General features: G+C 64.5%; 26 protein-coding genes. 16 read left to right on the forward strand and 10 right to left on the reverse strand.

Going from position 1 to position 24,562, the window contains the following annotated elements; genetic code table 11:
* Nucleotides 1–4: 4 nt before the first annotated feature.
* Nucleotides 5–1,240: a urate hydroxylase PuuD gene (locus BMW66_RS10475; RefSeq protein WP_093118214.1), complete on the reverse strand. Its 1,236-nt coding sequence runs from the start codon at nt 1,238–1,240 to the stop codon at nt 5–7.
* Between the two features lie 98 nt (nt 1,241–1,338).
* Between BMW66_RS10475 and BMW66_RS10480 the strand changes: the two genes are divergently transcribed.
* Complete coding sequence (locus BMW66_RS10480) at nt 1,339–2,277, forward strand: LysR family transcriptional regulator (protein WP_093118216.1); 939 nt, start codon at nt 1,339–1,341, stop codon at nt 2,275–2,277.
* A gap of 31 nt (nt 2,278–2,308) precedes the next feature.
* Here the strand turns inward: BMW66_RS10480 and uraH are convergent, their stop codons facing one another.
* Complete coding sequence (gene uraH / locus BMW66_RS10485) at nt 2,309–2,662, reverse strand: hydroxyisourate hydrolase (RefSeq protein WP_093118218.1); 354 nt, start codon at nt 2,660–2,662, stop codon at nt 2,309–2,311.
* A 150-nt stretch (nt 2,663–2,812) separates the two neighbouring features.
* Here uraH and puuE point away from each other — a divergent pair, with 150 nt between their 5' ends.
* The 3 genes from puuE (at nt 2,813) to BMW66_RS10500 (ending at nt 6,303) form a co-directional block, all read left to right on the forward strand.
* Entirely contained in the window at nt 2,813–4,228 is a 1,416-nt protein-coding gene (puuE, locus tag BMW66_RS10490; protein ID WP_093118220.1) for an allantoinase PuuE, read from the forward strand.
* An 88-nt stretch (nt 4,229–4,316) separates the two neighbouring features.
* Nucleotides 4,317–4,805, forward strand: coding sequence for an ureidoglycolate lyase (locus BMW66_RS10495; RefSeq protein WP_093118222.1), 489 nt, complete (start codon nt 4,317–4,319; stop codon nt 4,803–4,805).
* 58 nt (nt 4,806–4,863) lie between these two features.
* Nucleotides 4,864–6,303, forward strand: coding sequence for a uracil-xanthine permease family protein (locus BMW66_RS10500; RefSeq protein ID WP_093118224.1), 1,440 nt, complete (start codon nt 4,864–4,866; stop codon nt 6,301–6,303).
* A 187-nt stretch (nt 6,304–6,490) separates the two neighbouring features.
* Here BMW66_RS10500 and BMW66_RS10505 read toward each other — a convergent pair whose 3' ends face one another.
* Nucleotides 6,491–6,805 carry a DUF1244 domain-containing protein gene (locus BMW66_RS10505; protein WP_093118226.1) on the reverse strand — a complete coding sequence of 105 codons (315 nt, stop codon included), beginning with the start codon at nt 6,803–6,805 and terminating at the stop codon, nt 6,491–6,493.
* An 18-nt stretch (nt 6,806–6,823) separates the two neighbouring features.
* On the reverse strand, nt 6,824–7,561 hold the full coding sequence (locus BMW66_RS10510; protein WP_093118228.1) for an N-formylglutamate amidohydrolase: 738 nt from the start codon (nt 7,559–7,561) through the stop codon (nt 6,824–6,826).
* Nucleotides 7,562–7,688: 127 nt separating this feature from the next.
* Here BMW66_RS10510 and pyk point away from each other — a divergent pair, with 127 nt between their 5' ends.
* The 4 genes from pyk (at nt 7,689) to rplT (ending at nt 10,108) form a co-directional block, all read left to right on the forward strand.
* The gene (gene pyk, locus BMW66_RS10515; RefSeq protein WP_093118230.1) at nt 7,689–9,134 is read left to right on the forward strand and encodes a pyruvate kinase; all 1,446 of its coding nucleotides are present in this window, start codon (nt 7,689–7,691) and stop codon (nt 9,132–9,134) included.
* Nucleotides 9,135–9,174: 40 nt separating this feature from the next.
* Complete coding sequence (locus tag BMW66_RS10520) at nt 9,175–9,399, forward strand: hypothetical protein (protein ID WP_093118232.1); 225 nt, start codon at nt 9,175–9,177, stop codon at nt 9,397–9,399.
* Nucleotides 9,400–9,529: 130 nt separating this feature from the next.
* A complete protein-coding gene (rpmI, locus tag BMW66_RS10525; protein ID WP_093118234.1) occupies nt 9,530–9,730 on the forward strand; it encodes a 50S ribosomal protein L35 in 201 nt (66 codons plus the stop codon).
* A 12-nt stretch (nt 9,731–9,742) separates the two neighbouring features.
* Nucleotides 9,743–10,108 carry a 50S ribosomal protein L20 gene (gene rplT, locus BMW66_RS10530; RefSeq protein WP_093118236.1) on the forward strand — a complete coding sequence of 122 codons (366 nt, stop codon included), beginning with the start codon at nt 9,743–9,745 and terminating at the stop codon, nt 10,106–10,108.
* Between the two features lie 286 nt (nt 10,109–10,394).
* Here rplT and BMW66_RS10535 read toward each other — a convergent pair whose 3' ends face one another.
* Entirely contained in the window at nt 10,395–11,579 is a 1,185-nt protein-coding gene (locus tag BMW66_RS10535; protein WP_093118311.1) for a YbfB/YjiJ family MFS transporter, read from the reverse strand.
* A gap of 120 nt (nt 11,580–11,699) precedes the next feature.
* On the opposite strand from BMW66_RS10535, the gene pheS reads away from it, so the two are divergent.
* From pheS to BMW66_RS10560, 5 genes are all read left to right on the forward strand, one after another.
* Nucleotides 11,700–12,773, forward strand: a complete 1,074-nt coding sequence (gene pheS / locus BMW66_RS10540) for a phenylalanine--tRNA ligase subunit alpha (protein ID WP_093118238.1) — start codon at nt 11,700–11,702, stop codon at nt 12,771–12,773.
* A 564-nt stretch (nt 12,774–13,337) separates the two neighbouring features.
* Nucleotides 13,338–15,737, forward strand: a complete 2,400-nt coding sequence (pheT, locus tag BMW66_RS10545; RefSeq protein ID WP_093118240.1) for a phenylalanine--tRNA ligase subunit beta — start codon at nt 13,338–13,340, stop codon at nt 15,735–15,737.
* A gap of 99 nt (nt 15,738–15,836) precedes the next feature.
* Entirely contained in the window at nt 15,837–16,499 is a 663-nt protein-coding gene (locus tag BMW66_RS10550; RefSeq protein WP_093118242.1) for a phosphoribosyltransferase, read from the forward strand.
* Nucleotides 16,493–16,939, forward strand: coding sequence for a YtoQ family protein (locus tag BMW66_RS10555; RefSeq protein WP_093118244.1), 447 nt, complete (start codon nt 16,493–16,495; stop codon nt 16,937–16,939). Before BMW66_RS10550 ends, BMW66_RS10555 begins: the two co-directional genes overlap by 7 nt.
* A gap of 130 nt (nt 16,940–17,069) precedes the next feature.
* The gene (locus tag BMW66_RS10560) at nt 17,070–17,876 is read left to right on the forward strand and encodes a mechanosensitive ion channel family protein (protein ID WP_093118246.1); all 807 of its coding nucleotides are present in this window, start codon (nt 17,070–17,072) and stop codon (nt 17,874–17,876) included.
* Between the two features lie 70 nt (nt 17,877–17,946).
* Here the strand turns inward: BMW66_RS10560 and ald are convergent, their stop codons facing one another.
* Nucleotides 17,947–19,065, reverse strand: a complete 1,119-nt coding sequence (gene ald / locus BMW66_RS10565; RefSeq protein WP_093118248.1) for an alanine dehydrogenase — start codon at nt 19,063–19,065, stop codon at nt 17,947–17,949.
* Nucleotides 19,066–19,200: 135 nt separating this feature from the next.
* Between ald and BMW66_RS10570 the strand changes: the two genes are divergently transcribed.
* Nucleotides 19,201–19,659: an Lrp/AsnC family transcriptional regulator gene (locus BMW66_RS10570; protein WP_093118251.1), complete on the forward strand. Its 459-nt coding sequence runs from the start codon at nt 19,201–19,203 to the stop codon at nt 19,657–19,659.
* A gap of 7 nt (nt 19,660–19,666) precedes the next feature.
* On the opposite strand, the gene BMW66_RS10575 is transcribed toward BMW66_RS10570, so the two are convergent.
* The 3 genes from BMW66_RS10575 to rpsU form a co-directional block, all read right to left on the reverse strand.
* A complete protein-coding gene (locus BMW66_RS10575) occupies nt 19,667–20,329 on the reverse strand; it encodes a hypothetical protein (protein WP_093118253.1) in 663 nt (220 codons plus the stop codon).
* Between the two features lie 103 nt (nt 20,330–20,432).
* Nucleotides 20,433–21,302, reverse strand: a complete 870-nt coding sequence (gene yghU, locus BMW66_RS10580; protein ID WP_093118255.1) for a glutathione-dependent disulfide-bond oxidoreductase — start codon at nt 21,300–21,302, stop codon at nt 20,433–20,435.
* A gap of 174 nt (nt 21,303–21,476) precedes the next feature.
* Entirely contained in the window at nt 21,477–21,683 is a 207-nt protein-coding gene (rpsU, locus tag BMW66_RS10585) for a 30S ribosomal protein S21 (RefSeq protein WP_005614280.1), read from the reverse strand.
* A 162-nt stretch (nt 21,684–21,845) separates the two neighbouring features.
* Here rpsU and BMW66_RS10590 point away from each other — a divergent pair, with 162 nt between their 5' ends.
* A complete protein-coding gene (locus BMW66_RS10590; protein WP_093118257.1) occupies nt 21,846–22,550 on the forward strand; it encodes a COQ9 family protein in 705 nt (234 codons plus the stop codon).
* Nucleotides 22,547–23,530: an NAD(P)H-quinone oxidoreductase gene (locus tag BMW66_RS10595; RefSeq protein WP_093118259.1), complete on the forward strand. Its 984-nt coding sequence runs from the start codon at nt 22,547–22,549 to the stop codon at nt 23,528–23,530. Before BMW66_RS10590 ends, BMW66_RS10595 begins: the two co-directional genes overlap by 4 nt.
* A 128-nt stretch (nt 23,531–23,658) precedes the next feature.
* On the opposite strand, the gene BMW66_RS10600 is transcribed toward BMW66_RS10595, so the two are convergent.
* Nucleotides 23,659–24,522, reverse strand: a complete 864-nt coding sequence (locus tag BMW66_RS10600) for a D-amino-acid transaminase (protein ID WP_093118261.1) — start codon at nt 24,520–24,522, stop codon at nt 23,659–23,661.
* Between the last annotated feature and the right edge of the window lie 40 nt (nt 24,523–24,562).

Consider the following 24,562-nt stretch of genomic DNA (forward strand, 5'->3'; position numbering starts at 1 on the left):
TGGATCAGCCCTTCTGCGCCGCCCGGAACCAGCGGATGATCGCGTCGCGCTCTTCGGTCTCCATCCATGTGACATTCGCGGGCGGCATGGCATCGCTCATCCCCGCCTGAAGATAGATGTCGCGCGCCGCCTTGGCGATGTCCCCGCGTGTTTCCAGCAGAAGATTCTTCGGCGCGCGGTGAATGCCGTCATAGAACGGCTCGCGCGCATGGCACATCGAACAGCGCCCCATCACGATGTCGCTGACCTCCTGAAACCCGTCCGCCTCGGCGAACGCCTGCGCAGAGGCCGGAATGCCCGCCTTCTCGGCCTCCGCCAGATCGCGCTGTTCCAACGGCGCGACCGACAGCCACATGATGACAATGAACAGGATGACGGTCGCGGCCCATGTCCACCACGGCAGCCCCCGCCCCGCGTGCATGGAGTTGAAGAAATGCCGGATCGTCACCCCCATCAGGAACACCAGCGACGCGATGATCCAGTTATATTCCGTGGCGAACGCCAGCGGATAATGGTTGCTCAGCATCAGGAAGATGACCGGCAGCGTCAGGTAATTGTTGTGGGTCGACCGCAGCTTGGCGATCTTGCCGTATTTCGGGTCCGGCGTCCGCCCCGCCTTCAGATCGGCGACCACGACACGTTGATTGGGTATGATGATGAAGAACACGTTGGCGGTCATGATCGTCGCGGTGAACGCCCCCAGATGAAGCATCATCGCGCGCCCGGTGAACACCTCATTGTATCCATAGCCCATCGCCACAAGCAGGATGAACAGAATGACCATCAGAAGCGTGGGCCGCTCGCCCAGCCCCGACTTGCACAGCAGGTCATAGATCAGCCAGCCGATGCTCAGCGAGGCGGCGGAAATCACGATCCCCTGCCAGAGCGCCAGATCCGCCTTGTGCGTGTCGATCAGGTAAAGCTCACCGCCGGCCCAGTAGACGATCATCAGAAGCGCCGCGCCCGACAGCCATGTGGAATAGCTTTCCCACTTGAACCACGTCAGATGCTCCGGCATCGCCTCGGGCGCCACAAGGAACTTGCGGATGTGATAGAACCCGCCCCCGTGAACCTGCCATTCCTCGCCATGCGCGCCCTTGGGCAGATCGGGCGCCTTGCGTAGCCCAAGGTCCAGCGCGATGAAATAGAAGGACGACCCGATCCAGGCCATCGCCGTGATCACATGCAGCCAGCGCACGGCAAAGCCGAGCCAGTCCCACATGATGGCAAGTTCGAACATTTCTGTCTCCTCGTCTGATGCGCCGCCCCACGCTAGCGCAACGCGCGATTATCCTCTATCAAGGAAAAATGCCCAACAGTTTCAAATAAAAAGAGCAAATGTCCTATATTGCCAATGTCCGCACCTTTGTCCGCGTCTACGAATTGGGCAACATGTCCGCCGCGGCCCGCGATCAGCGCATTTCCGCGGCGGTCGCCTCCTCGCGCATCTCGCAGCTTGAGGGATATCTCAACGTGCGCCTGTTTCAGCGCACGACACGGCAACTTCAACCCACCGAACAGGGGCGGATCTTCTACACCGGCGCCTGCAAGATCCTGGAGACCATAGACGAGGCGGAGGCGGCGGTGAACTCCGTCACCCAAAGTCCGCGCGGCTCTCTCTATGTCGCGGCGCCGCTGGGCATCGGGCGGCGGCTGATCGCGCCGCAGGTGCCCGCGTTCAAACAGGACTATCCGCTGATCGATTTGCGCCTGCGGCTCTCGGACCGCAAGCTGGATCTGACCGCCGAAGGACTCGATGTCTCCTTCTTTCTCGGCCTGCCCGAGGACAGCACGCTGCGCATCCGCAAGATCGCGGACTGCCCGCGCCTGCTCTGCGCCGCCCCGGCCTATCTGGCCGCGCGCGGCACGCCGGGCGACCCGCGCGATCTGACCGATGGCACCCATGATTGCCTCAACTTGCGCTACCCCGGCGCACCGGAATTCCAGTGGCCGCTTCAGACCCCCGAAGGGGTGCAGCGGTTCGCCGTCACCGGCCCGTTCGAATCTGACGACGGCGACGTGCTCACCGGCTGGGCGCTTGGCGGGCATGGCATCGTGCTCAAACCCGCCTTCGAGATTGCGGATGAACTGGCCAGCGGCGCGCTCGTGCCGGTGCTGACCGACTTCCCCCCGATTCCGACGCAGATGGCCTGCCTCTACACCCACCGCCGCCATCAGGACCCCAAGACCCGGCTTTTCATCGACTTCATGGTGGACCGGATACAGGGCGCGCTTCAGGCGAAAACAGACGCCGCCCGGCCGGTCCCGGGCGGGTAAAGCCGCGCTGCGACAGCAACGCGCGCCCCGTCTAGCTTCCGCGATAGGTCGAATACCCGAACGGCGACAGCAACAGCGGCACATGGTAGTGCGCCGCCTCGCTCATCCCGAAGCGGATCGGCACCACGTCAAGGAACCTCGGGCTCTCCGGCGCCGCGCCGCTGGCATCGAGATAGTCCCCGGCGTGAAACACAAGCTCATAGGTGCCCACGGCAAACTCCGCCTCCGGCAGGATCTGTTCATCGGTGCGCCCGTCAGCGTTCGTCACCACCGTCTTGAGATGCTCGCGCTCCTCCCCCTCGATCCGGTAAAGCGCGATCTTCAGCCCCTGCGCCGGGCACCCCCGCGCGGTATCAAGGACATGTGTGGTCAGAAATCCGGCCATGCGTCACCTCTTTCATTCACTCTGCCCGTTTATCGCGCAGGACATTGGCAAAGGACACGGGCTTGTGCCAATAGCTCTTTCAAAAAGAATAAGAAAGTCTTCCATATTGTTCTGGGATAGAACCTAGTCGAACGAAAGCGGAGGATCAGTTTGACACGATATGTCCGCGACATGCGCGGCTACGGGCCGGATGTGCCCGATGCGCAATGGCCCGGTGATGCGAAGATCGCCGTGCAATTCGTCCTGAACTACGAAGAGGGCGGGGAAAACTCCGTGCTGCACGGCGACGCCGCGTCCGAGGCGTTCCTGTCCGACATCGCCGGCGCCGCGCCCTGGCCCGGGCAGCGCCACTGGAACATGGAATCGATCTACGACTACGGCGCGAGGGCCGGGTTCTGGCGGCTGCACCGGCTGTTCACCGGCGCGGGGATTCCGCTCACCATCTATGGCGTGGCCACCGCGCTGGCCCGCTCGCCCGAACAGGTCGCCGCGATGAAATCGGCCGGCTGGGAGATCGCCTCCCACGGGTTGAAATGGGTCGAGCACAAGGACATGCCCGAGGAGGAAGAGCGCGCCGCCATCGCCGAGGCGGTCCGCCTGCACACAGAAGTCGTGGGAGAGCGTCCGCGCGGCTGGTATACCGGGCGGTGCAGCGAAAACACCGTGCGCCTCGTCGCCGAAGAGGGCGGTTTCGACTATATCTCCGACGCCTATGACGACGATCTGCCCTACTGGCGCGAATTTGGCGCGCGCGATCAGCTCATCATCCCCTACACGCTCGAAGCCAACGACATGCGCTTTGCCACCGCGCCCGGCTATATCACCGGAGAGCAGTTCTTCACCTACCTCAAGGACGCCTTCGACGTTCTTTACGCCGAGGGGCAGGAGGGCGCTCCGAAAATGCTGTCGATCGGGCTGCACTGCCGCCTGATCGGCCGACCGGGCAAGCTGGCGGGGCTGAAACGCTTCCTCGACCATATCGCAGGGGTTGAGGGGGTCTGGACGCCCTGCCGCCTCGACATCGCGCACCACTGGGCCGCCACCCACCCGCATCGGCGCCGCGACCGGCCCAGCACGATGGACCGCGAGACCTTCGTTGCGACATTCGGCTCCGTCTTCGAACATTCCCCATGGATCGCCGAGGGCGCCCATGCGCTCGAACTCGGCCCCGCCCATGACTGCGCTGCGGGTGTGCATAACGCGCTCGCCCGCATCTTCCGCTCCGCCGGCGACGAGCGGCGCCTGTCGGTGCTCACCGCCCACCCCGATCTGGCCGGAAAACTGGCCTCCGCCGGGCGACTCACCGCAGAAAGCACCTCCGAGCAGGCCGGCGCGGGGCTCGACATGCTCACCGACGAAGAGCGCGAGACCTTTACCCGGCTGAACACCGAATACGTGGAAAAGCACGGCTTTCCCTTCATCATCGCCGTGCGCGACAACACCAAGGACAGCATCCTCAAGGCATTCCACCGCCGCATCGGCAACGACCGCAGGACGGAATTCGAGGAGGCGTGCAAACAGGTGGAGCGTATCGCGGAACTGCGCCTGAAGGACATGCTGCCGTGAGCTTCCTGTATCCCCACGCGGGCGGGCGCATCCCGGATCGCAAGCGATCCGGGCACGGGATTGCCCGTCCAACACAGAGCACCACCCCATGACCGAGATCATCGCCCAACCCCTTACCGCCGATGCCTTCGCCCCCTTCGGGGACGTGATCGCCCTGCGCGGCGCCCCCGACAAGATCATCAATCAGGGGCTCTGCGGGCGCCATCACGATCTGGCGCGGCTCGAGTTCGGCACCGACGGGCGCGCGGGGATTTCCCTTTTCGACGCGGAGCCGCGCCGCCTGCCCTACCGGCTCGACATGATGGAGCGTCACCCCGAAGGATCGCAGGCGTTCATTCCCATGACGCAGGCGCCGTTCCTCGTCATCGTCGCCCCCGATGACGGCGGCCGCCCCGGCACGCCGCGCGCCTTTCTCACCGCGCCGGGGCAGGCCATCAACTACCACCGGGGCACATGGCACGGGGTGCTCACCCCGCTCTCGGCCCCCGGCCTCTTCGCCGTCGTGGACCGGATCGGCCCCGGCGAAAACCTCGAAGAATTCTGGTTCGACACGCCCTACACGGTCGTGCCGACCTGACACCGCAAGCCGCCTGATCAGAAGCGGCAGCCCCAACGACCGACAGGAGAAGAAAGACATGTCTGACACCTCGATAGGGACACCGGAACAGCTCCGCGATCCCAATTACACACCGCCATTGATGAAGGCGATTCCGCTGGGCATCCAGCACGTTCTCGCGATGTTCGTCTCCAACGTCACGCCCGCGATCATCGTGGCCGGGGCGGCGGGTTTCGGCTTCGGCTCGAACTCGCCCGATTTCCCCGAACTGCTCTATCTCATCCAGATGTCGATGCTCTTCGCCGGGGTGGCAACGCTGCTGCAAACGCTCACCCTCGGCCCCATCGGCGCCGGGCTGCCCATCGTGCAGGGCACCTCCTTCGCCTTTCTGCCGATCATGATCCCGCTGGTGGCGGGCAAGGGGGTGGACGGTCTCGCCGCGCTTTTCGGCGGGGTGATCGTCGGCGGCATCTTCCACGCCATCATCGGCACATTCGTGGGCAAGCTGCGCTTTGCGCTGCCGCCGCTCGTCACCGGGCTTGTGGTCACGATGATCGGCCTTGCCCTGGTCAAGGTCGGCATTCAATACGCGGCGGGCGGCGTTCCGGCCATCGGCACGCCGGAATACGGCTCGCTTCTCAACTGGTCGGCGGCGATCGTGGTGATCCTCGTCACGCTGGGGCTGAAGTTCTTCACCCGCGGCATGCTGAGCATCTCGGCGGTGCTGATCGGGCTGATCGTCGGCTACATCTACGCGCTGGCCATCGGCATGCTGACCTTCGAGGCGATCGCCGGATCGTGGCAGAACTCTGCCGCTTTCGCGCTGCCGCAGCCCTTCAAATACGGGATCGAGTTCTCCATCGCCGCCATTCTCGGTTTCTGCCTGATGGCCTTCATCTCCGCGATCGAGACCGTGGGCGACGTGTCGGGCATCACCAAGGGCGGCGCGGGCCGCGAGGCGACCGAAAAGGAAATCGCCGGCGCCACCTATGCCGACGGGGTCGGCTCCGCCGTGGCGGGCATCTTCGGCGGGCTGCCCAACACCTCGTTCTCGCAGAACGTCGGGCTGATCGCCATGACCGGCGTGATGAGCCGCCACGTTGTGACCTGCGGCGCGATCTTCCTGATCATCTGCGGCCTTGTCCCCAAGGTGGGCGGCGTGATCCGCACCGTCCCGATCGAGGTTCTGGGCGGCGGCGTGATCGTGATGTTCGGCATGGTGGTGGCGGCGGGCATCTCGATGCTGTCCGATGTCCACTGGAACCGCCGCAACATGGTGATCTTCGCCATCGCGCTGTCGGTCGGCCTTGGCCTGCAACTCGAACCCGGTGCGGTGCAGCACCTGTCGGACACCGCCAAGGTTCTGATGACAAGCGGCCTTCTGCCCGCCGCCGTGATCGCCATCGTGCTCAACCTCATCCTGCCCGAGGATCTCTCGGCCGAATCGACCGAGGAAGTCTCCGGCGGATGGTCCGGCCACGGCGAGGGATCGTTCGAGCGCAGCCCCCCGCGAAAATAGGCAGTGCGCCCGATCCGGCCCGGAACAAAGGCGTCCCCCGGGGCGCCTTTGTCATGTCTGCCTACCGAACGCCCCGTTAACCGGGCCGATCCCGACCACCGCCACCGACGCGATACCGACAGAATACCGACGTTTTACAGCCTGCTGTTTTTCAGCGTTAACAGGGGCTTGAACCGATTCGCCCGGTTCAGTCCTTGCCCTCCACATTCTCGCGGAACGCGGTCTCGAATTGCGACTGCTTGTCCGCGCTGGCCTCGGTCTGATGTTTGGCCTTCCACTCGTCGTAGGGCATGCCATAGAAGATCTCGCGCGCCTCCTCCTTGCCCATCTCGATCCCGCGCGCGTTGGCCGCCTCCTGATACCAGCGCGACAGGCAGTTCCGGCAGAACCCGGCAAGGTTCATCATGTCGATGTTCTGCACATCGGTGCGCTTTTCCATCAAATGCTCGCGCAGCGTCCGAAAGGCCGCGGCCTCAAGCTCAGTTCTGGTCTTATCGTCCATGTGATCCTCCAGTGTTTTCTACATGTTTTCAAGCACATCGCGCAGGATCGGCGCAAGCCGCCCGGCCCAGTGCCGCTGCCCGGCGGCATCCGCGATCAGGTCTTGGCGAAGTTCGATCAGCGTGTTGTCCCGCCCGTGGCGAAGCGCATGGCAATCCATCGAATCGCCGGGCAGATGGCCGGGATAGGGCTCGTTCTCGCCCACCGTCAGATCCCCCTCGGCGCGCAGCCGCTCGATCAGCGCGCGGCTGAACCGCTCCTCCCATGGCGCATGCAGGATGCCCACCTCCCACGGGCGCGGCGCGCGCCCGTTCAGCCGTGGCGCGAAGCTGTGCACCGCCACGATCACCGTATCCTCGCGCCGCGCCGCCAGATCCTCCAACGCCTTGTGATACGGGCGATAATACGCCTCCAGCCGCCTTTCGCGCTCGGCGGCGTCAAGGGTCCGGTTGCCCGGAATGATCGTCCCGTCATAAAGCTGCATGATCAGGGTCGGATCGTCCTCTCCCCGGTTCGGGTCGATCACCAGACGCGAGAAATTGGAACAGATCACTGGCGCCTCCAGCATCTCCCCCAGCAGAAGCGACACCGCCTTCGCGCCAATGTCATGGGCGATATGCCGCTGCATATCCGCCGGATCGAGGCCAAGATCCCCGCCGTTCACCGCCTCCGGCACGGTATTGGCCGCGTGATCGCATGTGATCAGCCAGCGCGATACACGCCCGGCGCCGTCTATGGTATAGGGTTGATATGTCATACGCCCGTGATCTCTTTCGCCTTTCATTTAGGGGCTTTCGCACCGGAATGGAATTGCACCTCTGCGACCACGGCGTTAGTTAGCGATAACAGCGGCCTCGCCGCCCCGAACTGCAAGCGGATACACCATGCGACGCCTGAGAAATGTGAAAATCGTGGCCACCCTCGGCCCGGCTTCCGAAGATTACGACATGATCCGCGCCCTCTACGAGGCCGGAGCCGACGTGTTCCGTCTCAACATGAGCCACGGCACCCACGACGAGATTCGCGAGAAACACCGCATCATCCGCCAGATCGAGAAGGAACTCGACAGTCCGATCGCCATTCTGGCCGACCTTCAGGGGCCGAAACTGCGCGTCGGCGTCTTTGCCAACGAGGAGGAAGAGCTTGCCGATGGCGCCACCTTCCGCTTCGATCTTGACGATGTGCCGGGCGACGCCACCCGCGTGCAGCTTCCCCACCCAGAGATTTTCGCGGCGCTGTCCAAGGGCGCCCATCTGCTTGTCAACGATGGGAAAATCCGCCTGCGCGTGACCGACTGCGGCCCCGAGTTCGCCACCTGCGAGGTGATCGCGGGCGGCACGATTTCCAATCGCAAGGGCGTGAACGTGCCCGATGTGGTCCTGCCGCTCGCCGCGCTCTCGGACAAGGACCGCGACGATCTGGAATTCGTCTGCGGGCTTGGCGTGGACTGGCTGGCGCTGTCCTTCGTGCAACGCGCCGAGGACGTGGAGGAAGCGCGCGCTCTGGTGCAGGGCCGCGCCGCGGTGCTGTCGAAGATCGAAAAGCCCTCCGCCGTGGATGGCTTCGAGGCGATCTTGGCCGCTTCCGACGGGATCATGGTGGCGCGCGGCGATCTGGGGGTGGAGCTTCCGGTGCAGAACGTGCCGCCCATCCAGAAACGCCTCGTGCGCCGCTGCCGCGCGGCGGCGAAACCCGTGATCGTGGCGACCCAGATGCTCGAAAGCATGATTTCCAGCCCGATGCCCACGCGGGCCGAGGTCTCCGACGTGGCCACCGCCATCTATGAAGGCGCCGATGCGATCATGCTTTCGGCGGAGTCGGCGGCCGGCGATTATCCGGTCGAGGCGGTCACGACCATGAACAACGTCGCGGTCGAGGTCGAAAGCGATCCCACCTATACCCAGATCATCGAGGCGCAGCGCACCGCCAACCGCACCTCCGTGGCCGACGCCATTGTCGCCGCCGCCCGCGAGATTGCCGAGACCACGGAAATCAAGGCGATCTGCTGTTTCACCGAATCCGGCACGACCGCGCTTCTGACCGCGCGCGAACGCCCTCGCGTGCCGATCATCGCGCTGACAAGCCTGCGCGGCACGGCACGCCGGCTCGCGCTCACATGGGGCACCAATTGCGTCATCACGAGCGAGGTGACGCGCTTCAAGATGGCCGTGGTCTCCGCCGCCCGGGCCGCCCGCGCGCAAGGCTATGCCGAGCCGGAAGATCAGATCGTCGTCACCGCCGGGCTGCCGTTCAACGTGCCCGGCACCACCAACATCCTGCGCGTCGCGCCCTGCGATGAACGTTTGATTTACAACACCGATCCGGAGTAATCTGTCGGACAGTTCGGTTTTTTGTGGGTGACGGGCAGGTATGAATACGGACACGGCGTTGACCATCGGGCTCTTGATCGGGGTCTTTTCCATCCCCGCCATGCTTTCAGCCTATTCCGAGGATCGCGCGCCGCGCTATTCCATGGCCGCCTTCATCCTCGCCGCCGCGACCATCGCCTGGGCGGTCACGCAGAAACCCGGCGGATATGAGCTGGCAGACGTGCCCAATGTGGTGATCGAGGTCATCGCCCGAATGATCCGCTGAGCGCCGGGCCGCGCGCCGAATACCCCCTTGCCTTGCCCCGCCTTGCGGCGTATACGGCGCCCTCATGCGCGCGCCCGGCCCAAGTGGCATGCCGGTCCGCGCAAAATACCGACCGTAAAAGGAGACGGAAATGCCCAAGATGAAAACAAAGGCGAGCTGCAAGAAGCGGTTCAAGGTGACCGCCACCGGCAAGATCAAACACGCCCAGGCCGGCAAGCGTCACGGCATGATCAAGCGGACGAACAAGTTCATCCGCGATGCACGCGGGACGACCGTGATGTCCGAACCGGACACCAAGATCGTCAAGCAATACATGCCCTACGCGCGCTAAGGAGGCCCGGATATGTCCCGTACCAAAGGTGGAACAGTCACCCACGCCCGTCACAAGAAGGTCGTCGACGCCGCGAAAGGCTACTATGGCCGCCGCAAGAGCTCCTTCAAGGTGGCGCGTCAGGCCGTCGACAAGGCCAACCAGTATGCGACCCGCGACCGCAAGAACCGCAAGCGCAATTTCCGCGCGCTGTGGATTCAGCGGATCAACGCCGCCGTGCGCGCCCATGATGAGGGGCTGACCTACTCGCGCTTCATCAACGGGCTGTCGCTCGCCGGGATCGAGGTGGACCGCAAGGTACTCGCCGATCTGGCCGTGCATGAGCCCGAGGCGTTCAGCGCCATCGTCGATCAGGCCAAGGCCGCGCTGCCCGCGTAACCGCACCGCACACCGACAGACCGCAAGGGCCGCCTTTCCGGGGCGGCCCTTTTGCAATAAATGATGCAGATCCGTGATCCGGAGGCCCGCAGCGCAATGACCGCTCCGCGCCGTTGGCGGCCATTTCTTCCAAGGCGCGCATCGACGGGCCGTGGTGCTGCGATCCGACGTTTGTGGGCCAGTGCTTTATCCCTGCCAGATCCGGACGACCTCAAAGCCTTGCACGAACCGCCGCGCAGGGCGAAACGACTTCAGGACTTCGCAGAAGCGGACCCTTGCGCATGGCTCACAGCTCCAGCGGCCGCTGCAAGAGCGCCACCAGCGCCCCGCAGATCAGGATGCCCGCCGCCACCAGAAGGCTCACCCCGATGCTGCCGGCCATGTCCCCCAGAAGCCCCGCGCCATAGGGGCCCACCGTCTGCGCCACCGAAAACACCACCGTGAACAGGCTGATCGCCCGCGCCCAGCTTTCGGGCGGCAGGTTCTGGCGGGTGAAATGCGTCACCGCCCCTGGTGCCATGAACACCGACAGCCCGAACACCAGCGCCGACAGGACAAGCCCCGCCAGCGTCGGCACTAGCACCGGCAGCGCCGAGCCGACCGCGATCCCGGTCAGCACCATCGCCAGCGGCACGCCGGAGGCATGGCGCGCGAAGATCCCCCGCCAGACTAAGGGCGACAGGCTGATGCACAGACCCAGCAGCACCCAGACAAGCGCGATCTGAAGCGCGCTCATCGCCTGCTCGCCCATCCATGCCGACAGGAACGTCAGATAAACGATATAGCCAAGGCCGAAACCGGCATATCCCCCGATCTCCGGCCAGATCCGCCGCAGCGGCAGCGGCGCCGCCACCGCCCCGCGCTGCACCGGCGCCCGCAGCACCCGCGCCGACCATAGCCCCAGCGGCAGAAACGTCAGGCTCGCGCCCCCCACGAGAACCCAGGCCCAGGGCCAGCTTCCGTTGCCCCAGACCTCGATCATCGGCGGCAGCGCCGCGCCCGCCAGAACGATCCCCATGCCGCCCCCCGACCCGAACAGGATCGCGATGGCCAGCGCGTTGCGCCGCGGGTTGTCGGTGAACAGCCGCGCGGTCAGCGCCCCGGCCGTGGAAAACGATAGCGCCCCGAACAGCCCCGTCAGACCCCGCCAGAGCGTCTGCCACCACAGCGCCTCGTGCAGCCCTGTCGCCAGAAGGCACAGCGTCGTCGCCACCAGCCCAGCGGAGAAAAGCCGCGACGGGCTGATCCGCGCGATCAGCACCATCGTCAGCACCGCCCCCGCGATATAGCCAAGCGCATTCGCGGTATTGAGCCAGCCCGCCTGCGCATAGCTCCAGCTCAGGTCGTCCTTCATCGCCGGCAGGATCAGCCCATAGGCGAAGCGCGCGAAACCGTTGGTCACGCACACCCCCAGCGCCAGCCCGGTCAACACCAGCCACGGGCGCAGCGGCTCCTCCGTCGAATGGGTCATACGCTCTGCCTTTCCTCTTTTGCGCCGCAGCTTGTCGCGCCCGGCGCGCGGGCGCAAGGGCGCGGCTTGCATTCGCACCGTGCTGCCGCTAGCAGAGGCGCAAAGCTGACGGAGGCCCGGATGGACGATCTCAGAGACAAGTATATCGGCCTGATCGCCGACGCCGCGGATGAAAACGCGCTGGAGGCGCTGCGCGTGCAGGCGGTCGGCAAGAAGGGCGAGATCAGCCTGCGCATGCGCGAGTTGGGCAAGATGTCCCCCGAAGAGCGTCAGATCGCCGGCCCCGCGCTCAACGCGCTCAAGGATGAGATTAACTCCGCACTGGCCGCGAAAAAGGCCGCGCTGGCCGATGCCGCGCTCGATGAGCGTTTGCGCGGCGAATGGCTCGACGTGACGCTGCCGGGCCGCCCGCGCCGGCAGGGCACGATCCACCCCGTCAGCCAGGTCTCCGAAGAGGTGGCGGCGATCTTCGCCGACATGGGCTTTGCCGTGGCCGAAGGGCCGCGCATCGACACCGACTGGTATAACTTCGACGCGCTCAACATCCCTGCCCACCACCCCGCGCGGGCCGAGATGGACACCTTCTACATGCACCGCGAGCCGGGCGACGACCGCCCGCCGCATGTGCTGCGCACCCATACCAGCCCGGTGCAGATCCGCACGATGGAGGCCGAGGGCGCGCCGCTGCGCATCATCTGCCCCGGCGGGGTCTACCGCGCCGATTATGACCAGACGCACACCCCGATGTTCCATCAGGTGGAGGGGCTGGCCATCGACCGCGACATCTCCATGGCGAACCTCAAATGGGTGCTGGAGGAATTCTTCGCCGCCTTCTTCGAGATCGACGGCATCAAGACCCGCTTTCGCGCCTCGCATTTCCCCTTCACCGAACCTTCGGCGGAGGTCGACATCCAATGCTCCTGGGTGGACGGGCAATTGCGCATCGGCGAGGGCGACGACTGGATGGAGGTGCTGGGCTCCGGCATGGTCCATCCCAAGGTGCTCCGCGCCGGCGGGATCGACTCCGACCAGTGGCAGGGCTTCGCCTTCGGCATGGGGATCGACCGCATCGCCATGCTGAAATACGGCATCCCCGACCTGCGCGCCTTCTTCGATTCCGATCTGCGCTGGCTGCGCCACTACGGCTTCTCCGCGCTCGACATCCCGACGCTGCATGGCGGGCTGAGCCGGTAAGGCGCCAACCCGCCGCGCAGCTTCATCTTTGCTACAATATGTCGGAGAGTCGCCGCCGCGCGGCGACGGGGGCCGCGCGGTGCCCGACCGCCGGGTGGGCGCCGCAACGGGTGTGGATCGCACTTTATGCCAGCCAACATCATGCGCGCTATCAAAGGCGCGGTAGGTTGCAAAAGCGCCCGCCCGAGGGGGCGGTCGGGCGCTGCGCGGCGGCGCGGTCCGCGCCTTGATCCCGCGCCCTTGACTGCGATGGGCCGGACCCTGCCCTTCCCCCGGCATTAACCCGATATTGACGCCTTGCCACCGAACGCCGCGTTAAACAGGCCAAATCCCGACACCGGCACCGACGCGATACCGACGCAATACCGACGTTTTACCGACATGGGTTTTTCCGCGTTAACAATGGCTTGAGGTGATTCGCCCCATCCCCGTCACTGACCCGTCTCATCGCCCTGCCGAGACCGCCGCGCACCGGCCCCGCCGCGGCGGCCCGCCGGGCCTTTTCCCCGCCCCCGCAATCGGCTATGCCCTGCCAAACCGCGTTTTGCTGCAAGGTAGGCCGACATGAAATTCACCCTCTCCTGGCTTCGCGATCACCTCGATACAGAGGCGTCGCTGAACGAGATTGCCGAGACCCTGACCGATCTTGGGCTGGAAGTGGAAGAGATTTCCAATCCCGCCGACAAGCTTCAGGGCTTCACCATCGGCAAGGTGCTGAGCGCGGAAAAGCATCCGGACGCCGATAAACTCAAGGTTTGTCAGGTGCTTACCGATGAGGGCGAGAAGCAGATCATCTGCGGCGCGCCCAACGCGCGTGCCGGAATCACCGTCGTGATCGCCAAGCCCGGGATGTATATTCCCGGCATCGACACCACCATTCAGGTCGGCAGGATCCGCGGCGTGGAAAGCCACGGCATGATGTGCTCCGAGCGCGAGATGGAGCTGTCGGACGAGCATGAGGGCATCATCGAACTGCCCTCTGGCGAGGTGGGAGAGCCCTTCACCGACTGGCTCGCCGCGCATGATCCGGCCAAGGTCGATGCCGTGATCGAGATCGCCATCACCCCCAACCGCCCCGACGCGCTTGGCGTACGGGGCATCGCGCGCGATCTCGCCGCGCGCGGCCTCGGCACTCTGAAACCCGCGCAAACGTTTGAAATAAAGGGGGATTTCCCCTGCCCCATCGGCGTGAGCATCGACGAGGACACGCGCGAGAACGGCTGCGAGGTCTTCGCCGGGCGGCTCATCCGCGGGGTGACGAACGGCCCCTCGCCGCAATGGCTTCAGGACCGCCTGCGCGCCATCGGGCTGCGCCCGATCTCGGCGCTGGTGGACATCACCAATTTCTTCACCTTCGACCGCAACCGCCCCCTGCATGTCTTCGACGCCGACAAGGTGACGGGCGATCTGCGCATCCACCGGGCGAAGGGCGGTGAAACCCTTACAGGCTTGGACGAAAAGGAGTATTCCTTCTCCGAGGGGCAGGTCGTCATCTCCGACGACACAGGGATCGAAAGCATCGCGGGGATCATGGGCGGGCTGGCCACAGGCTGCACCGAAGAGACCACCAACGTGTTTCTGGAGGCGGCGGTCTGGGATCACATCCAGATCGCGCTCACCGGCCGCGCGCTGAAGATCAACTCCGACGCCCGCTATCGTAACGAGCGCGGCATCGACCCGGAATTCAACATGGAGGGCCACGCCCTTGCCACGCGGATGATCCTCGATCTGTGCGGCGGCGAGGCGTCAGAGGTGGTGGTGGCCGGCAAGGTGCCCGATACAAGCCGCGCCTACCGGCTCGACACCGCGCGGGTGCAATCGCTCGTGGGTATGGACATCCCCGCCGATCAGCAGCGCAAGACACTGGAAGCATTGGGTTTTACCCTCGAAGGCGACATGGCACATGTGCCAAGCTGGCGCCCCGACGTGCAGGGAGAGGCCGATCTGGTGGAGGAGGTGGCACGCATCGCCTCGCTCACGAAACTCGAAGGCAAGCCCCTGCCCCGCACCCACCCCGGCGTGCCGCGCCCGATCCTGACCGACAAGCAGAAGCGCGAGCAGACCGCCCGCCGCACCGCCGCGGCGCTCGGCTACAATGAATGCGTCAGCTACAGTTTCATCGACGCCGCGAGCGCCGCGCTCTTCGGCGGCGGCGGTGCGGCCACCATGCTGGAAAACCCGATCTCCAGCGAAATGAGCCACATGCGCCCCGACCTGCTGCCGGGGCTGCTACAGGCCGCCGCCCGCAATCAGGCCCGCGGGTTCATGGACCTGGCCCTGTTCGAGGTGGGCGCGGCCTTCCACGGCGGAGAGCCCGAAGACCAGCACCTTCAGGTGAGCGGCCTTCTCGTCGGCCGCACCGGGCCCAAGGATGTGCACGGACAATCGCGCAGCGTCGATCTATTCGATTCCAAGGCCGACGCGGAGGCGATCCTGTCGGCCATCGGCGCCCCCGCCAAGGTGCAGATCCTGCGCGGCGCCGAAGAGTGGTGGCACCCCGGTCGCCACGGCCGGATCTGCCTTGGCCCGAAAAAGGTGCTTGGGGTGTTCGGGGAACTCCACCCGAAGGTCCTCTCGGCCCTGGACGTGAAAGGCCCCGCCGTGGCCTTCACCCTCTACCCCGAGAACGTGCCGCTGCCGCGCCGCAAGTCGGCAACACGCCCGGCGCTCCACCTGCACGATCTGCAAGCGGTGGAACGCGATTTCGCCTTCGTGGTGGATACGGAGGTCGAGGCGCTCACGCTGATCAATGCCGCCGCCGGGGCCGACAGGACATTGATCGAGGATGTGCGGCTTTTCGATGAGTTCATCGGCGGCAGCCTTGGCGCGGGCAAGAAATCTCTCGCGATCACAGTACGCCTTCAGCCTGTTGAAAAGACCCTCAAGGAGGCCGAGATCGAGGCCGTGGCGGCCCGGATCGTGGACAAGGTCACCAAGGCCACCGGCGGCGTGCTGCGCGGCTGAGAAAGTGGATTTGAGTATTTTGCGAACAGAGAAAGGGCGCGGTTGTGTCCTTTCCTGGTTGCCGCGTTATAGTGGGTCCGCGCGTCAAGGGAGGACCAAATGTTTCAGGATCGAACCAACGCCGGGGAACGGCTGGCGACAGAACTGCGGCAAAGGACGTTCGACAGTCCGGTGGTGCTTGCATTACCGCGCGGCGGGGTGCCCGTGGCGCTTCCGGTCGCGCAGGCATTGGCGGCGCCGCTCGATCTTCTGCTGGTGCGCAAGCTCGGCCTGCCCGGCCATGCGGAATACGCCGCCGGCGCCGTGGTCGAGGACGCGGCGACCGTGTTCAACGACGATGTGCTGCGTGCTCATGGACTCACCCGCGCGGATTTCGCCGACGCCATCGCGGAAAAGCGCCGCGAGAATGCCGCCCGCCGCGCGCAGTATTTCATCGGGCGCGAACCGGTGCCGCTGGACGGGCAAGATGCCATCGTCGTCGATGACGGCATCGCCACCGGCGCTACGGTCCGCGCCGCCCTGCGCGGGCTGAAATCGCGCGAGCCCGCCCGCGTGATCCTTGCAGTCCCCGTGGCCCCCGCCGATACGCTGGAGGCGCTGCGTCCGCTGGTCGATGAGGTGATCTGCCTTGCCACGCCGCACCCTTTCTACGCCGTGGGAGTGCATTACGCCGACTTCCCGCAGGTGCGCGATGACGAGGTCGCCGCCATGCTGCGCGGTACGAATGGACAGGACAACGAAGAAGGAGACAGCCCATGCTGAACGTCTATCTCTCGGGCGAGATTCATACCGACTGGCGCGATCAGGTCATCGACGGCGCCCAGGGTCTCGACATCACGTTCAACGGCCCGGTGACCGATCATGCCGCCAGCGATGATTGCGGCGCGGCGATCCTCGGGCCGGAGGACAGCAAGTACTGGCATGACCACAAGGGCGCGATGGTCAATGCCATCCGCACCCGCAAGGGCATCGAAGAGGCCGATGTCGTCGTCGTCCGCTTCGGTGACAAGTACAAGCAATGGAACGCCGCCTTCGATGCGGGCTATGCCGCCGCGCTTGGCAAATCCATCATCGTGCTGAGCCCGCCGGAACACCAGCACGCGCTCAAGGAGGTGCATGCTGCCGCGCTCGGCGTGGCCGAACAGCCACGGCAGGTGGTGGACATCCTGCGCTACGTGCTCACCGGCGAACTGCCGCAGTAAGGTTCGCAGGGCGTGAACTCTTCAGGCATATGGGATTTTTACCGCCGGCGATTTGGACTGGCTCGGCATTGACGTGTGCTGGCAGGTTGCCTGCCACAAGATGAGAACAGGACAGGAAGGAACGGGAAACATGGAACAGATGATCGGTCAAATGGGAAGCTACGGCCCGCTTGCCCTCAACGTGGGCAAGGCGATTGTCGTCCTTCTGATCGGCTGGATCCTCGCCGGAATCATCAGCGGCGCCATCCGCAAGCGCGTCACGTCCCACCCGCGCATCGACGCGACGATAGGCGCTTTCGTGTCCAACATCGTGCGTTGGGTGATTATCGTCATCACCCTGATCGCCGTGCTCGGTCTATTCGGGATCGAGGCGACGAGCCTTGTTGCCATTCTCGGCGCCGCGACGCTGGCCCTCGGTCTGGCGCTGCAAGGCACGCTGAGCGATCTGGCGGCGGGTTTCATGCTCATACTGTTTCGCCCCTACAAGCTCGGCCAATACGTGGATATCGGCGGCACCTCCGGCACGGTGGCCGATCTCAACCTATTCATGACAGAGCTTGTGACCCCCGACAACGTGCAGGTCATCCTGCCCAACGGTCAGGCCTGGGGATCGGTAATCACCAATTATTCGCACCACGCCACGCGGCGCTGCGATCTGACATTCGGGATCGATTATGGCGACGATGCCGACAAGGCGATAGACATCATCACCCGGCTGGCCGTGGACGACGGGCGGGTGCATCCCGAACCGGCCCCTTGGGTGCGGGTGACCAATCTGGGCGACAGTTCAGTGGATCTCACCGCGCGGCTCTGGTGCGACGCCGCCGATTACTGGGATCTGAAATTCACCCTCACCAAGGCGGTGAAAGAGGCATTTGACGCCGAAGGCGTCACCATCCCCTACCCGCACACGGTCGAAATTCAGAAACAGGGTTGATCGGCCGACGCGCACAAACGGCCGGCGGGATGCTTTCCGCCGGCCTGTTTCGTTTCCGGTTTCCGACCAGTCAGGCCTTGAGCGCCATGGCGGGCGACAGCACGTCGATGCCAAGCGCCTTGCCCACGGCGTAGTAGGTCAGGTTGCCCGCATGCACGTTCAGCCCGTTGAGCAGATGCGGATCATCCTCGCACGCCCGACGCCACCCCTTGTCGGCCAGCGCCAGCATGAACGGCATCGTCGCATTGCCAAGCGCGATGGTCGAGGTGCGCGCCACGGCGCCCGGCATGTTGGCAACGCAGTAGTGCATGATCCCGTCCACGTCATAGATCGGATCGGCATGGGTGGTGGCATGCGACGTCTCGAAACAGCCGCCCTGATCGATCGCGACATCCACAAGCGCCGCCCCCGGTTTCATCTCGGACAGTTGCGCGCGGGTGATGAGCTTCGGCGCCGCCGCGCCGGGGATCAGGACCGCGCCGATTACCATGTCGGCCTCCCGCACCAGTCCCGCCGTGGCCCCGGCGGTGGAATACTGATTCTTGAAGGTGCCGCCAAAGACGTCGTCGAGATATTTCAGACGCGGAAGAGAGCGGTCGAGAACGGTGACATCCGCGCCCATCCCCGCGGCGATCTTGGCCGCATGGGTGCCCACAACGCCGCCGCCGATCACAACGACCTTGGCCGGGCCGACACCGGGCACACCGCCCATCAGCACGCCGCGTCCGCCATTGGCCTTTTGCAGGGTCCACGCCCCCACCTGCGGGGAAAGGCGCCCGGCCACCTCTGACATGGGTGCCAGAAGCGGCAGACCCCCGCGATCGTCCGTCACGGTCTCATAGGCGATGGCCGTGCAGCCCGACGCGATCAGATCCCTGGTCTGCTCGGGGTCCGGGGCCAGATGCAGATAGGTGAACAGCACCTGCCCCTCGCGCAGCATCCTGCGCTCCACCGCCTGCGGCTCTTTCACCTTCACGATCATGTCGGCGCTGGCAAAGATTTCCTCTGCCGTCCCGACGATCTGCGCCCCGGCGCCGTGGTAATCGTCATCGGTGAAGCCTGCGCCATTGCCCGCGCCGGCCTGAATCATCACCTCATGGCCGTGCGAAACCGCTTCCTGCGCGGCATTGGGCGTGACCCCGACGCGAAACTCCTGTGGCTTGATCTCTGTCGGACATCCGATTTTCATTATGCTCCCTCCCGAAACTCGACCCGCATCCTGGCACGGATCAAGTGAAATGTGCTTGTTATCTGGGCAATTCAAAAACTTCCGTTTCGAAGAGTCTTCGCATAAGAAAGGAGCAAACGAAAGGATCACCCACAAATGGCACTCGACGAAACCGATCGTCGCATCCTGCGCGCGCTTCAGAAGGACGGACGCATGTCAAACGCGGATCTGGCCGAGAGCATCCACCTGTCGCCCTCGGCCTGCCACCGACGGGTTCAAAGGCTCGAAGGCGAAGGCTATATCCGCGGCTATGTCGCGCTATTGGACAGCCGCAAGATGGAACTGCCCACCACCGTCTTCGTCGAGATCACGCTCGCCGGACAGGCAGAAGATCTTCTTGAAACCTTCGAGACCGCGGTGGCGCGCATTCCCGATGTCCTCGAATGTCACCTGATGGCGGGAACCGCCGACTACATTCTCAAGATCGTGGCCGAGAACACCGACGATTTCGCCCGCATCCACCGCCAGCACCTCTCGCGCCTGCCCGGCGTGATGCAGATGCAATCCTCCTTCGCCCTGCGCACCGTATTCAAGACCACCGCGCTGCCGGTCTAACACCATCTCAGACGATCTTGTCCCGGTTCTGCGGCAAGAGAAACACCGACATGGCCAGAAGTCCGAAGACAAGCTCGTAGACTTCCCACTTGCGCGTTGCCGCCAATACCCCGATTACCACGGTCGCGAGCACCGCAAGCACCGCGTGGCGCCGCCCCGGCACCGGCACCGCCATCCAGTTCACGACGCCATCCAGCCAATGCCACCGACCATAGAGCAGCGGCAGCACGACCAGATAGGTGAGGATGATAAGGGTGAGGATCGGGCCGAATAGCGATTTGGTCAAATGCGTCTCCCCCACAACGAGGTTATGCAGGTTGGTTTCATTCTGGATATTGTGCTCTTGAAAGAATTCCCCGGTATCCCAGTCAAATACACGTTGGCCCCAGGAAATCTCTTCGCCGGCGCCGAACACGAACACGATCGCATAGAGAAAGGTGAACGCCGCCAACCGCGCAGCCCCCCGCGCCAAGAGCGACCGCCCATGGGAGGCCAGCACGACCGCCGCCCCGAACAGGAACAGGGCGGTGGCGTTTTCAACCGGACCATCCTCAACCGCATAGCGGTACTGAAAGAAATCTCCGTCCCACATCGCGACACCGACCGACACGACAAGAGCCACAACAACGAGGGCCAGAAGAAAACGGTCAACCTGTTGGATCAAAGACATGGCACCACCCGGATTGCGAAAGACGTTGCGCCAGTGTCTATCGCTCCGGGCAGCGGATGCAAACCACCGATGTCACGGAAACGTCACAAAATCGTGTCCATGACTATTCCCCGATCTTGTCCTGCGTGCGGGTCTCGAAATCGCTGGCATCGTGACGCTCTAGAAGCTGCATCGCCGGGTCGCCGAAGGTACGGTTGACCATCCGCCCCCGCGTCACCGCCGGGCGCGCGTCAATCGCCTTGGCCCAACGCTGCACATGGGAATAGCTTTCCACGTCCAGAAACTCCCCCGCCTCGTAAAGCCGGCTGAGCGTAAGCTGCCCATACCACGGCCAGATGGCCATGTCGGCAATGCTGTAATCGCCGCCCACCATGAATTCACTGTCGGCCAGATGCCGGTTCAGCACATCCAGTTGCCGCTTCACCTCCATCGCGAAGCGATTGATGGGATATTGCCACTTCTCCGGCGCATAGGCGTAGAAATGCCCGAAACCGCCGCCCAGATAGGGCGCGCTGCCCATCTGCCAGAACAGCCAGTTGAGGCATTCGGTCCTACCCACATACCCCTCGGGGATGAAGGCTCCGAATTTCTCCGCGAGATACAGAAGGATCGCGCCCGATTCGAACACCCGCGTCGGCGGAGTGGTGGAATGATCCACCATCGCCGGGATCTTGGAGTTCGGGTTGATCTCCACGAACCCGCTACCGAACTGATCGCCATCTCCGATACGGACAAGCCAGGCATCGTATTCCGCCCCGCTATGCCCGGCGGCCAGAAGCTCCTCCAGCATCACGGTCACCTTTACCCCGTTGGGCGTTCCCATGGAATAGATCTGGATCGGATGCTTGCCCACGGACAGCGCCTTGTCATGGGTCGGCCCGGCAATGGGTCGGTTGATACTGGCGAACCGGCCACCGCTTTCGGCCTCCCATGTCCAGACTTTCGGGGGGGTATAGCTGCTGTTGTCGCTCATCGGAGACTCCGTCCTGTTTCGTCGTTTGGCCGCACTGTCACTTGGGAGAGGGGGAATTACAAATCCCTTGCGCTCATTTCCCTTCAACGAAACTTGATCGCAGAAACGACAAACCCCCGAGACCGGGGTCCGGGGGCCGTCAGAATCATTGTGTGTTCAAAGCTGCGTCCGGTCTTAGAGAAGACCTTCGCGCTGTGCTTTCTTGCGTGCCAGTTTACGGGCACGGCGGATCGCTTCAGCCTTCTCGCGCGCTTTTTTCTCGGACGGTTTCTCGAAATGTTGCTTGAGCTTCATCTCGCGGAACACGCCTTCGCGCTGCAGCTTCTTTTTCAGGGCACGAAGCGCCTGATCGACATTGTTGTCGCGAACACTAACCTGCATGTGGTTGTCACCACCTTTCTAAGTTGAGTTGCATGAAATTGCAGGAGCACGGCGTATAGCAAAGACACGCTCGCCTGTCCACCCCCAAGGGCAGGCATTGCCGCACCACCGGCGTGACATTCGCGCGAGCGCCCCCTATGTTCAGCGCAAAAGGAGAGCAGGATGCAAGACCCTCAAGACCCGGACATCAAATCACGTCTTCTGGACGCGGCCCTGCTGCATGTGCCCTTCGACGGCTGGACACAAGACAGCTTTGACTCCGCCGTGGCCGACACCGGCACCGATCCGGCGCTTGCCACCGCGCTTTGCCCGCGAGGGGCAGTCGATCTCGCCGTGGCCTATCACCGCCGGGGCGATGCCGAGATGCGCGCGCGACTTGCCGCCGAGGATCTATCGGATCTGCGGTTTCGCGACCGGATCGCCCGCGCGGTGCAGATCCGGCTGGCGCTTTGCGACGACAAGGAAGTGGTGCGCCGCGGCATGACGCTCTTTGCCCTGCCGCAGCACGCCGGCACCGGCGCGGACCTGATCTGGGGGACGGCGGATGCGATCTGGACCGCGCTTGGCGACAGCTCCGACGACATCAACTGGTATACCAAGCGGATGACGCTCGGCGCGGTCTATTCCGCCACCGTGCTCTACTGGCTGGGCGACGACAGCCCCGGCCACGCCGCAACATGGGCCTTTCTGGATCGCCGGATCGACAACGTGATGCAGTTCGAAAAGGCCAAGGCCGGTTTCAACAAAAGCCCGCTGGGCAAGGCGCTCTCCGGTCCGCTCTCGGCGCTGTCGCGGGTGCGCCCGCCAGCCGGGCGCGATGACCTGCCGGGCCGGCATCACGACACGCAATACAAACACGACGGATGAGAGGCACCATGCGCGCAATCGAGATTTCAGAAGCCGGCGGGCCGGATGTGCTTCGCCTGACCGACCGCCCGATCCCCGATCCCGGCCCCGGCGAGGTCGTGCTCAGGATCGCCTATGCCGGGGTGAACCGCCCCGATGCGCTGCAACGCGCAGGCGCCTACGCGCCGCCCCCGACCGCCTCGGACCTGCCGGGGCTGGAGGCATCGGGCACCATCGCCGCCATCGGACCGGGCGTGACCGATTGGGCCGAAGGCGACGCGGTCTGTGCCCTTCTCCCCGGTGGCGGCTATGCCGAATACGCGCTCACGCCCGCCGCCCACTGCCTGCCGATCCCGCAAGGCATGGGGTTGAAAGAGGCCGCCTGCCTGCCGGAGACCTGTTTTACCGTCTGGACCAATGTATTCGATCGCGGCGGCCTTCAGGCCGGCGAGAGGTTTCTCGTTCACGGCGGCTCTTCCGGCATTGGCACCACGGCGATTCAGCTGGCCACCGTCTTCGGCGTGCGCGTCTTCGCCACCGCCGGATCGGACGAGAAATGCGCCTCCTGCCGCGCGCTGGGGGCAGAGCGCGCGATCAACTACCGGCAGGAGGATTTCGTCGAAATTCTGCGCGAGGAGGGCGGCGCCAACCTCATCCTCGACATGGTCGGCGGCGACTATATCCCGCGCAACGTCCGCGCGCTGGCCGATGACGGCCGATTGGTGCAGATCGCCTTTCTGTCCGGGCCCAAGGCGGAGCTGAACTTCGCGCAGGTCATGGCGCGGCGGCTGACGATCACCGGTTCCACCCTGCGCCCGCAAAGCGATCTGGCCAAGGCCAGGATCGCCGAATCGCTTCTCGAAAAGGTCTGGCCCTTGCTGGACTCGGGCCGCGTCGCCCCGGTCATGGACAGCGAATTCCCCCTCGCCGAGGCGGCAAAGGCCCACGCCCGCATGGAAGAGGGCAAACATATCGGCAAGATCGTCCTGCGCGTCGGCTGACCGGGATCACTCTCGCACCCCGGCATCTTGTCGGGTCAAATACCTCGGGGGTCTGGGGCAGCGCCCCAGGGGCCGCGCGCCCTGAGCGCACACTGCAAGAGCGCGCGCGGAACGCGCGCCCCGCCCGGTCAGATCGCCGTCTTGAGGCTCTCGTCCAGATAGATCTCCCGCAGCCGCCGCGCCACCGGCCCCGGCGTGCCGTCGCCCAAGGGGACGCCGTCGATTTCCACCACCGGCATCACGAAGGCCGAGGCCGAGGTGGAGAACGCCTCCTCCGCCGCCTTCGCCTCCTCGATGGTGAAGGCGCGCTCCTCGACCTCCATCTGTGCCTCGCGCGCGAATCGCAGCACGGCGGCTCGTGTGATCCCATGCAGGATGTCGCTCGACAATCCCCGAGTCACGATCTTTCCGTCCTTGACGATATAGGCGTTGTTGGACGTGCCTTCCGTGACGGCCCCGTCCTCGATCATCCAGGCGTCATCCGCTCCCGCCGCCTTGGCCATCATCTTGCCCATCGACGGATAGAGAAGCTGCACCGTCTTGATGTCGCGCCGCCCCCAGCGGATATCGTCGATCGAAATGACCTTTGTCCCACGCTTCGCGGCCGGGTTATCGGCCAATCCCGGCTTGCTTTGCGTGAACAGCACAATCGTTGGTTTCGTCGTCTCGCGATCGGGAAAGACGAAATCGCGGTCCCCGTCCGACCCGCGTGTGACCTGAAGGTAAACCAGCCCCTCCTCGATCCCGTTCAGTCGCACCAGCTCTCGATGAATCTCGAGCATTTCGTCCTTGGTGCACGGATGCGGCATATCCAGCTCGCTCAGGGACCGCTCCAACCGCGCGGCATGCCCCTCGAAATCGATCAGCTTGCCCCCCAGCACGGAGGTGACCTCGTACACCCCGTCGGCCATCAGAAACCCCCGGTCGAAGATGGAGATCACGGCCTCATTCTCGGGCACGTAGTCGCCGTTCACGTAAACGGTGCGCATCACTCTTGGTCCTCTTTCTCTGTCTGTCACGGCCCCGGAGGTG

Origin of the sequence: Salinihabitans flavidus, from assembly GCF_900110425.1 — a bacterium.
In the GTDB taxonomy this organism is placed as follows: Bacteria; Pseudomonadota; Alphaproteobacteria; order Rhodobacterales; family Rhodobacteraceae; genus Salinihabitans; species Salinihabitans flavidus.

Excerpts from the sequence above, each read along its gene's own strand:
- BMW66_RS10475 (WP_093118214.1), bottom strand. The coding sequence starts at position 1,240 with ATGTTCGAACTTGCCATCATGTGGGACTGGCTCGGCTTTGCCGTGCGC.
- BMW66_RS10480 (WP_093118216.1), top strand. The coding sequence starts at position 1,339 with ATGTCCTATATTGCCAATGTCCGCACCTTTGTCCGCGTCTACGAATTG.
- uraH (WP_093118218.1), bottom strand. The coding sequence starts at position 2,662 with ATGGCCGGATTTCTGACCACACATGTCCTTGATACCGCGCGGGGGTGC.
- BMW66_RS10495 (WP_093118222.1), top strand. The coding sequence starts at position 4,317 with ATGACCGAGATCATCGCCCAACCCCTTACCGCCGATGCCTTCGCCCCC.
- BMW66_RS10500 (WP_093118224.1), top strand. The coding sequence starts at position 4,864 with ATGTCTGACACCTCGATAGGGACACCGGAACAGCTCCGCGATCCCAAT.
- BMW66_RS10505 (WP_093118226.1), bottom strand. The coding sequence starts at position 6,805 with ATGGACGATAAGACCAGAACTGAGCTTGAGGCCGCGGCCTTTCGGACG.
- BMW66_RS10510 (WP_093118228.1), bottom strand. The coding sequence starts at position 7,561 with ATGACATATCAACCCTATACCATAGACGGCGCCGGGCGTGTATCGCGC.
- pyk (WP_093118230.1), top strand. The coding sequence starts at position 7,689 with ATGCGACGCCTGAGAAATGTGAAAATCGTGGCCACCCTCGGCCCGGCT.
- BMW66_RS10520 (WP_093118232.1), top strand. The coding sequence starts at position 9,175 with ATGAATACGGACACGGCGTTGACCATCGGGCTCTTGATCGGGGTCTTT.
- rpmI (WP_093118234.1), top strand. The coding sequence starts at position 9,530 with ATGCCCAAGATGAAAACAAAGGCGAGCTGCAAGAAGCGGTTCAAGGTG.
- rplT (WP_093118236.1), top strand. The coding sequence starts at position 9,743 with ATGTCCCGTACCAAAGGTGGAACAGTCACCCACGCCCGTCACAAGAAG.
- BMW66_RS10535 (WP_093118311.1), bottom strand. The coding sequence starts at position 11,579 with ATGACCCATTCGACGGAGGAGCCGCTGCGCCCGTGGCTGGTGTTGACC.
- pheS (WP_093118238.1), top strand. The coding sequence starts at position 11,700 with ATGGACGATCTCAGAGACAAGTATATCGGCCTGATCGCCGACGCCGCG.
- pheT (WP_093118240.1), top strand. The coding sequence starts at position 13,338 with ATGAAATTCACCCTCTCCTGGCTTCGCGATCACCTCGATACAGAGGCG.
- BMW66_RS10550 (WP_093118242.1), top strand. The coding sequence starts at position 15,837 with ATGTTTCAGGATCGAACCAACGCCGGGGAACGGCTGGCGACAGAACTG.
- BMW66_RS10555 (WP_093118244.1), top strand. The coding sequence starts at position 16,493 with ATGCTGAACGTCTATCTCTCGGGCGAGATTCATACCGACTGGCGCGAT.
- BMW66_RS10560 (WP_093118246.1), top strand. The coding sequence starts at position 17,070 with ATGGAACAGATGATCGGTCAAATGGGAAGCTACGGCCCGCTTGCCCTC.
- ald (WP_093118248.1), bottom strand. The coding sequence starts at position 19,065 with ATGAAAATCGGATGTCCGACAGAGATCAAGCCACAGGAGTTTCGCGTC.
- BMW66_RS10570 (WP_093118251.1), top strand. The coding sequence starts at position 19,201 with ATGGCACTCGACGAAACCGATCGTCGCATCCTGCGCGCGCTTCAGAAG.
- BMW66_RS10575 (WP_093118253.1), bottom strand. The coding sequence starts at position 20,329 with ATGTCTTTGATCCAACAGGTTGACCGTTTTCTTCTGGCCCTCGTTGTT.
- yghU (WP_093118255.1), bottom strand. The coding sequence starts at position 21,302 with ATGAGCGACAACAGCAGCTATACCCCCCCGAAAGTCTGGACATGGGAG.
- rpsU (WP_005614280.1), bottom strand. The coding sequence starts at position 21,683 with ATGCAGGTTAGTGTTCGCGACAACAATGTCGATCAGGCGCTTCGTGCC.
- BMW66_RS10590 (WP_093118257.1), top strand. The coding sequence starts at position 21,846 with ATGCAAGACCCTCAAGACCCGGACATCAAATCACGTCTTCTGGACGCG.
- BMW66_RS10595 (WP_093118259.1), top strand. The coding sequence starts at position 22,547 with ATGAGAGGCACCATGCGCGCAATCGAGATTTCAGAAGCCGGCGGGCCG.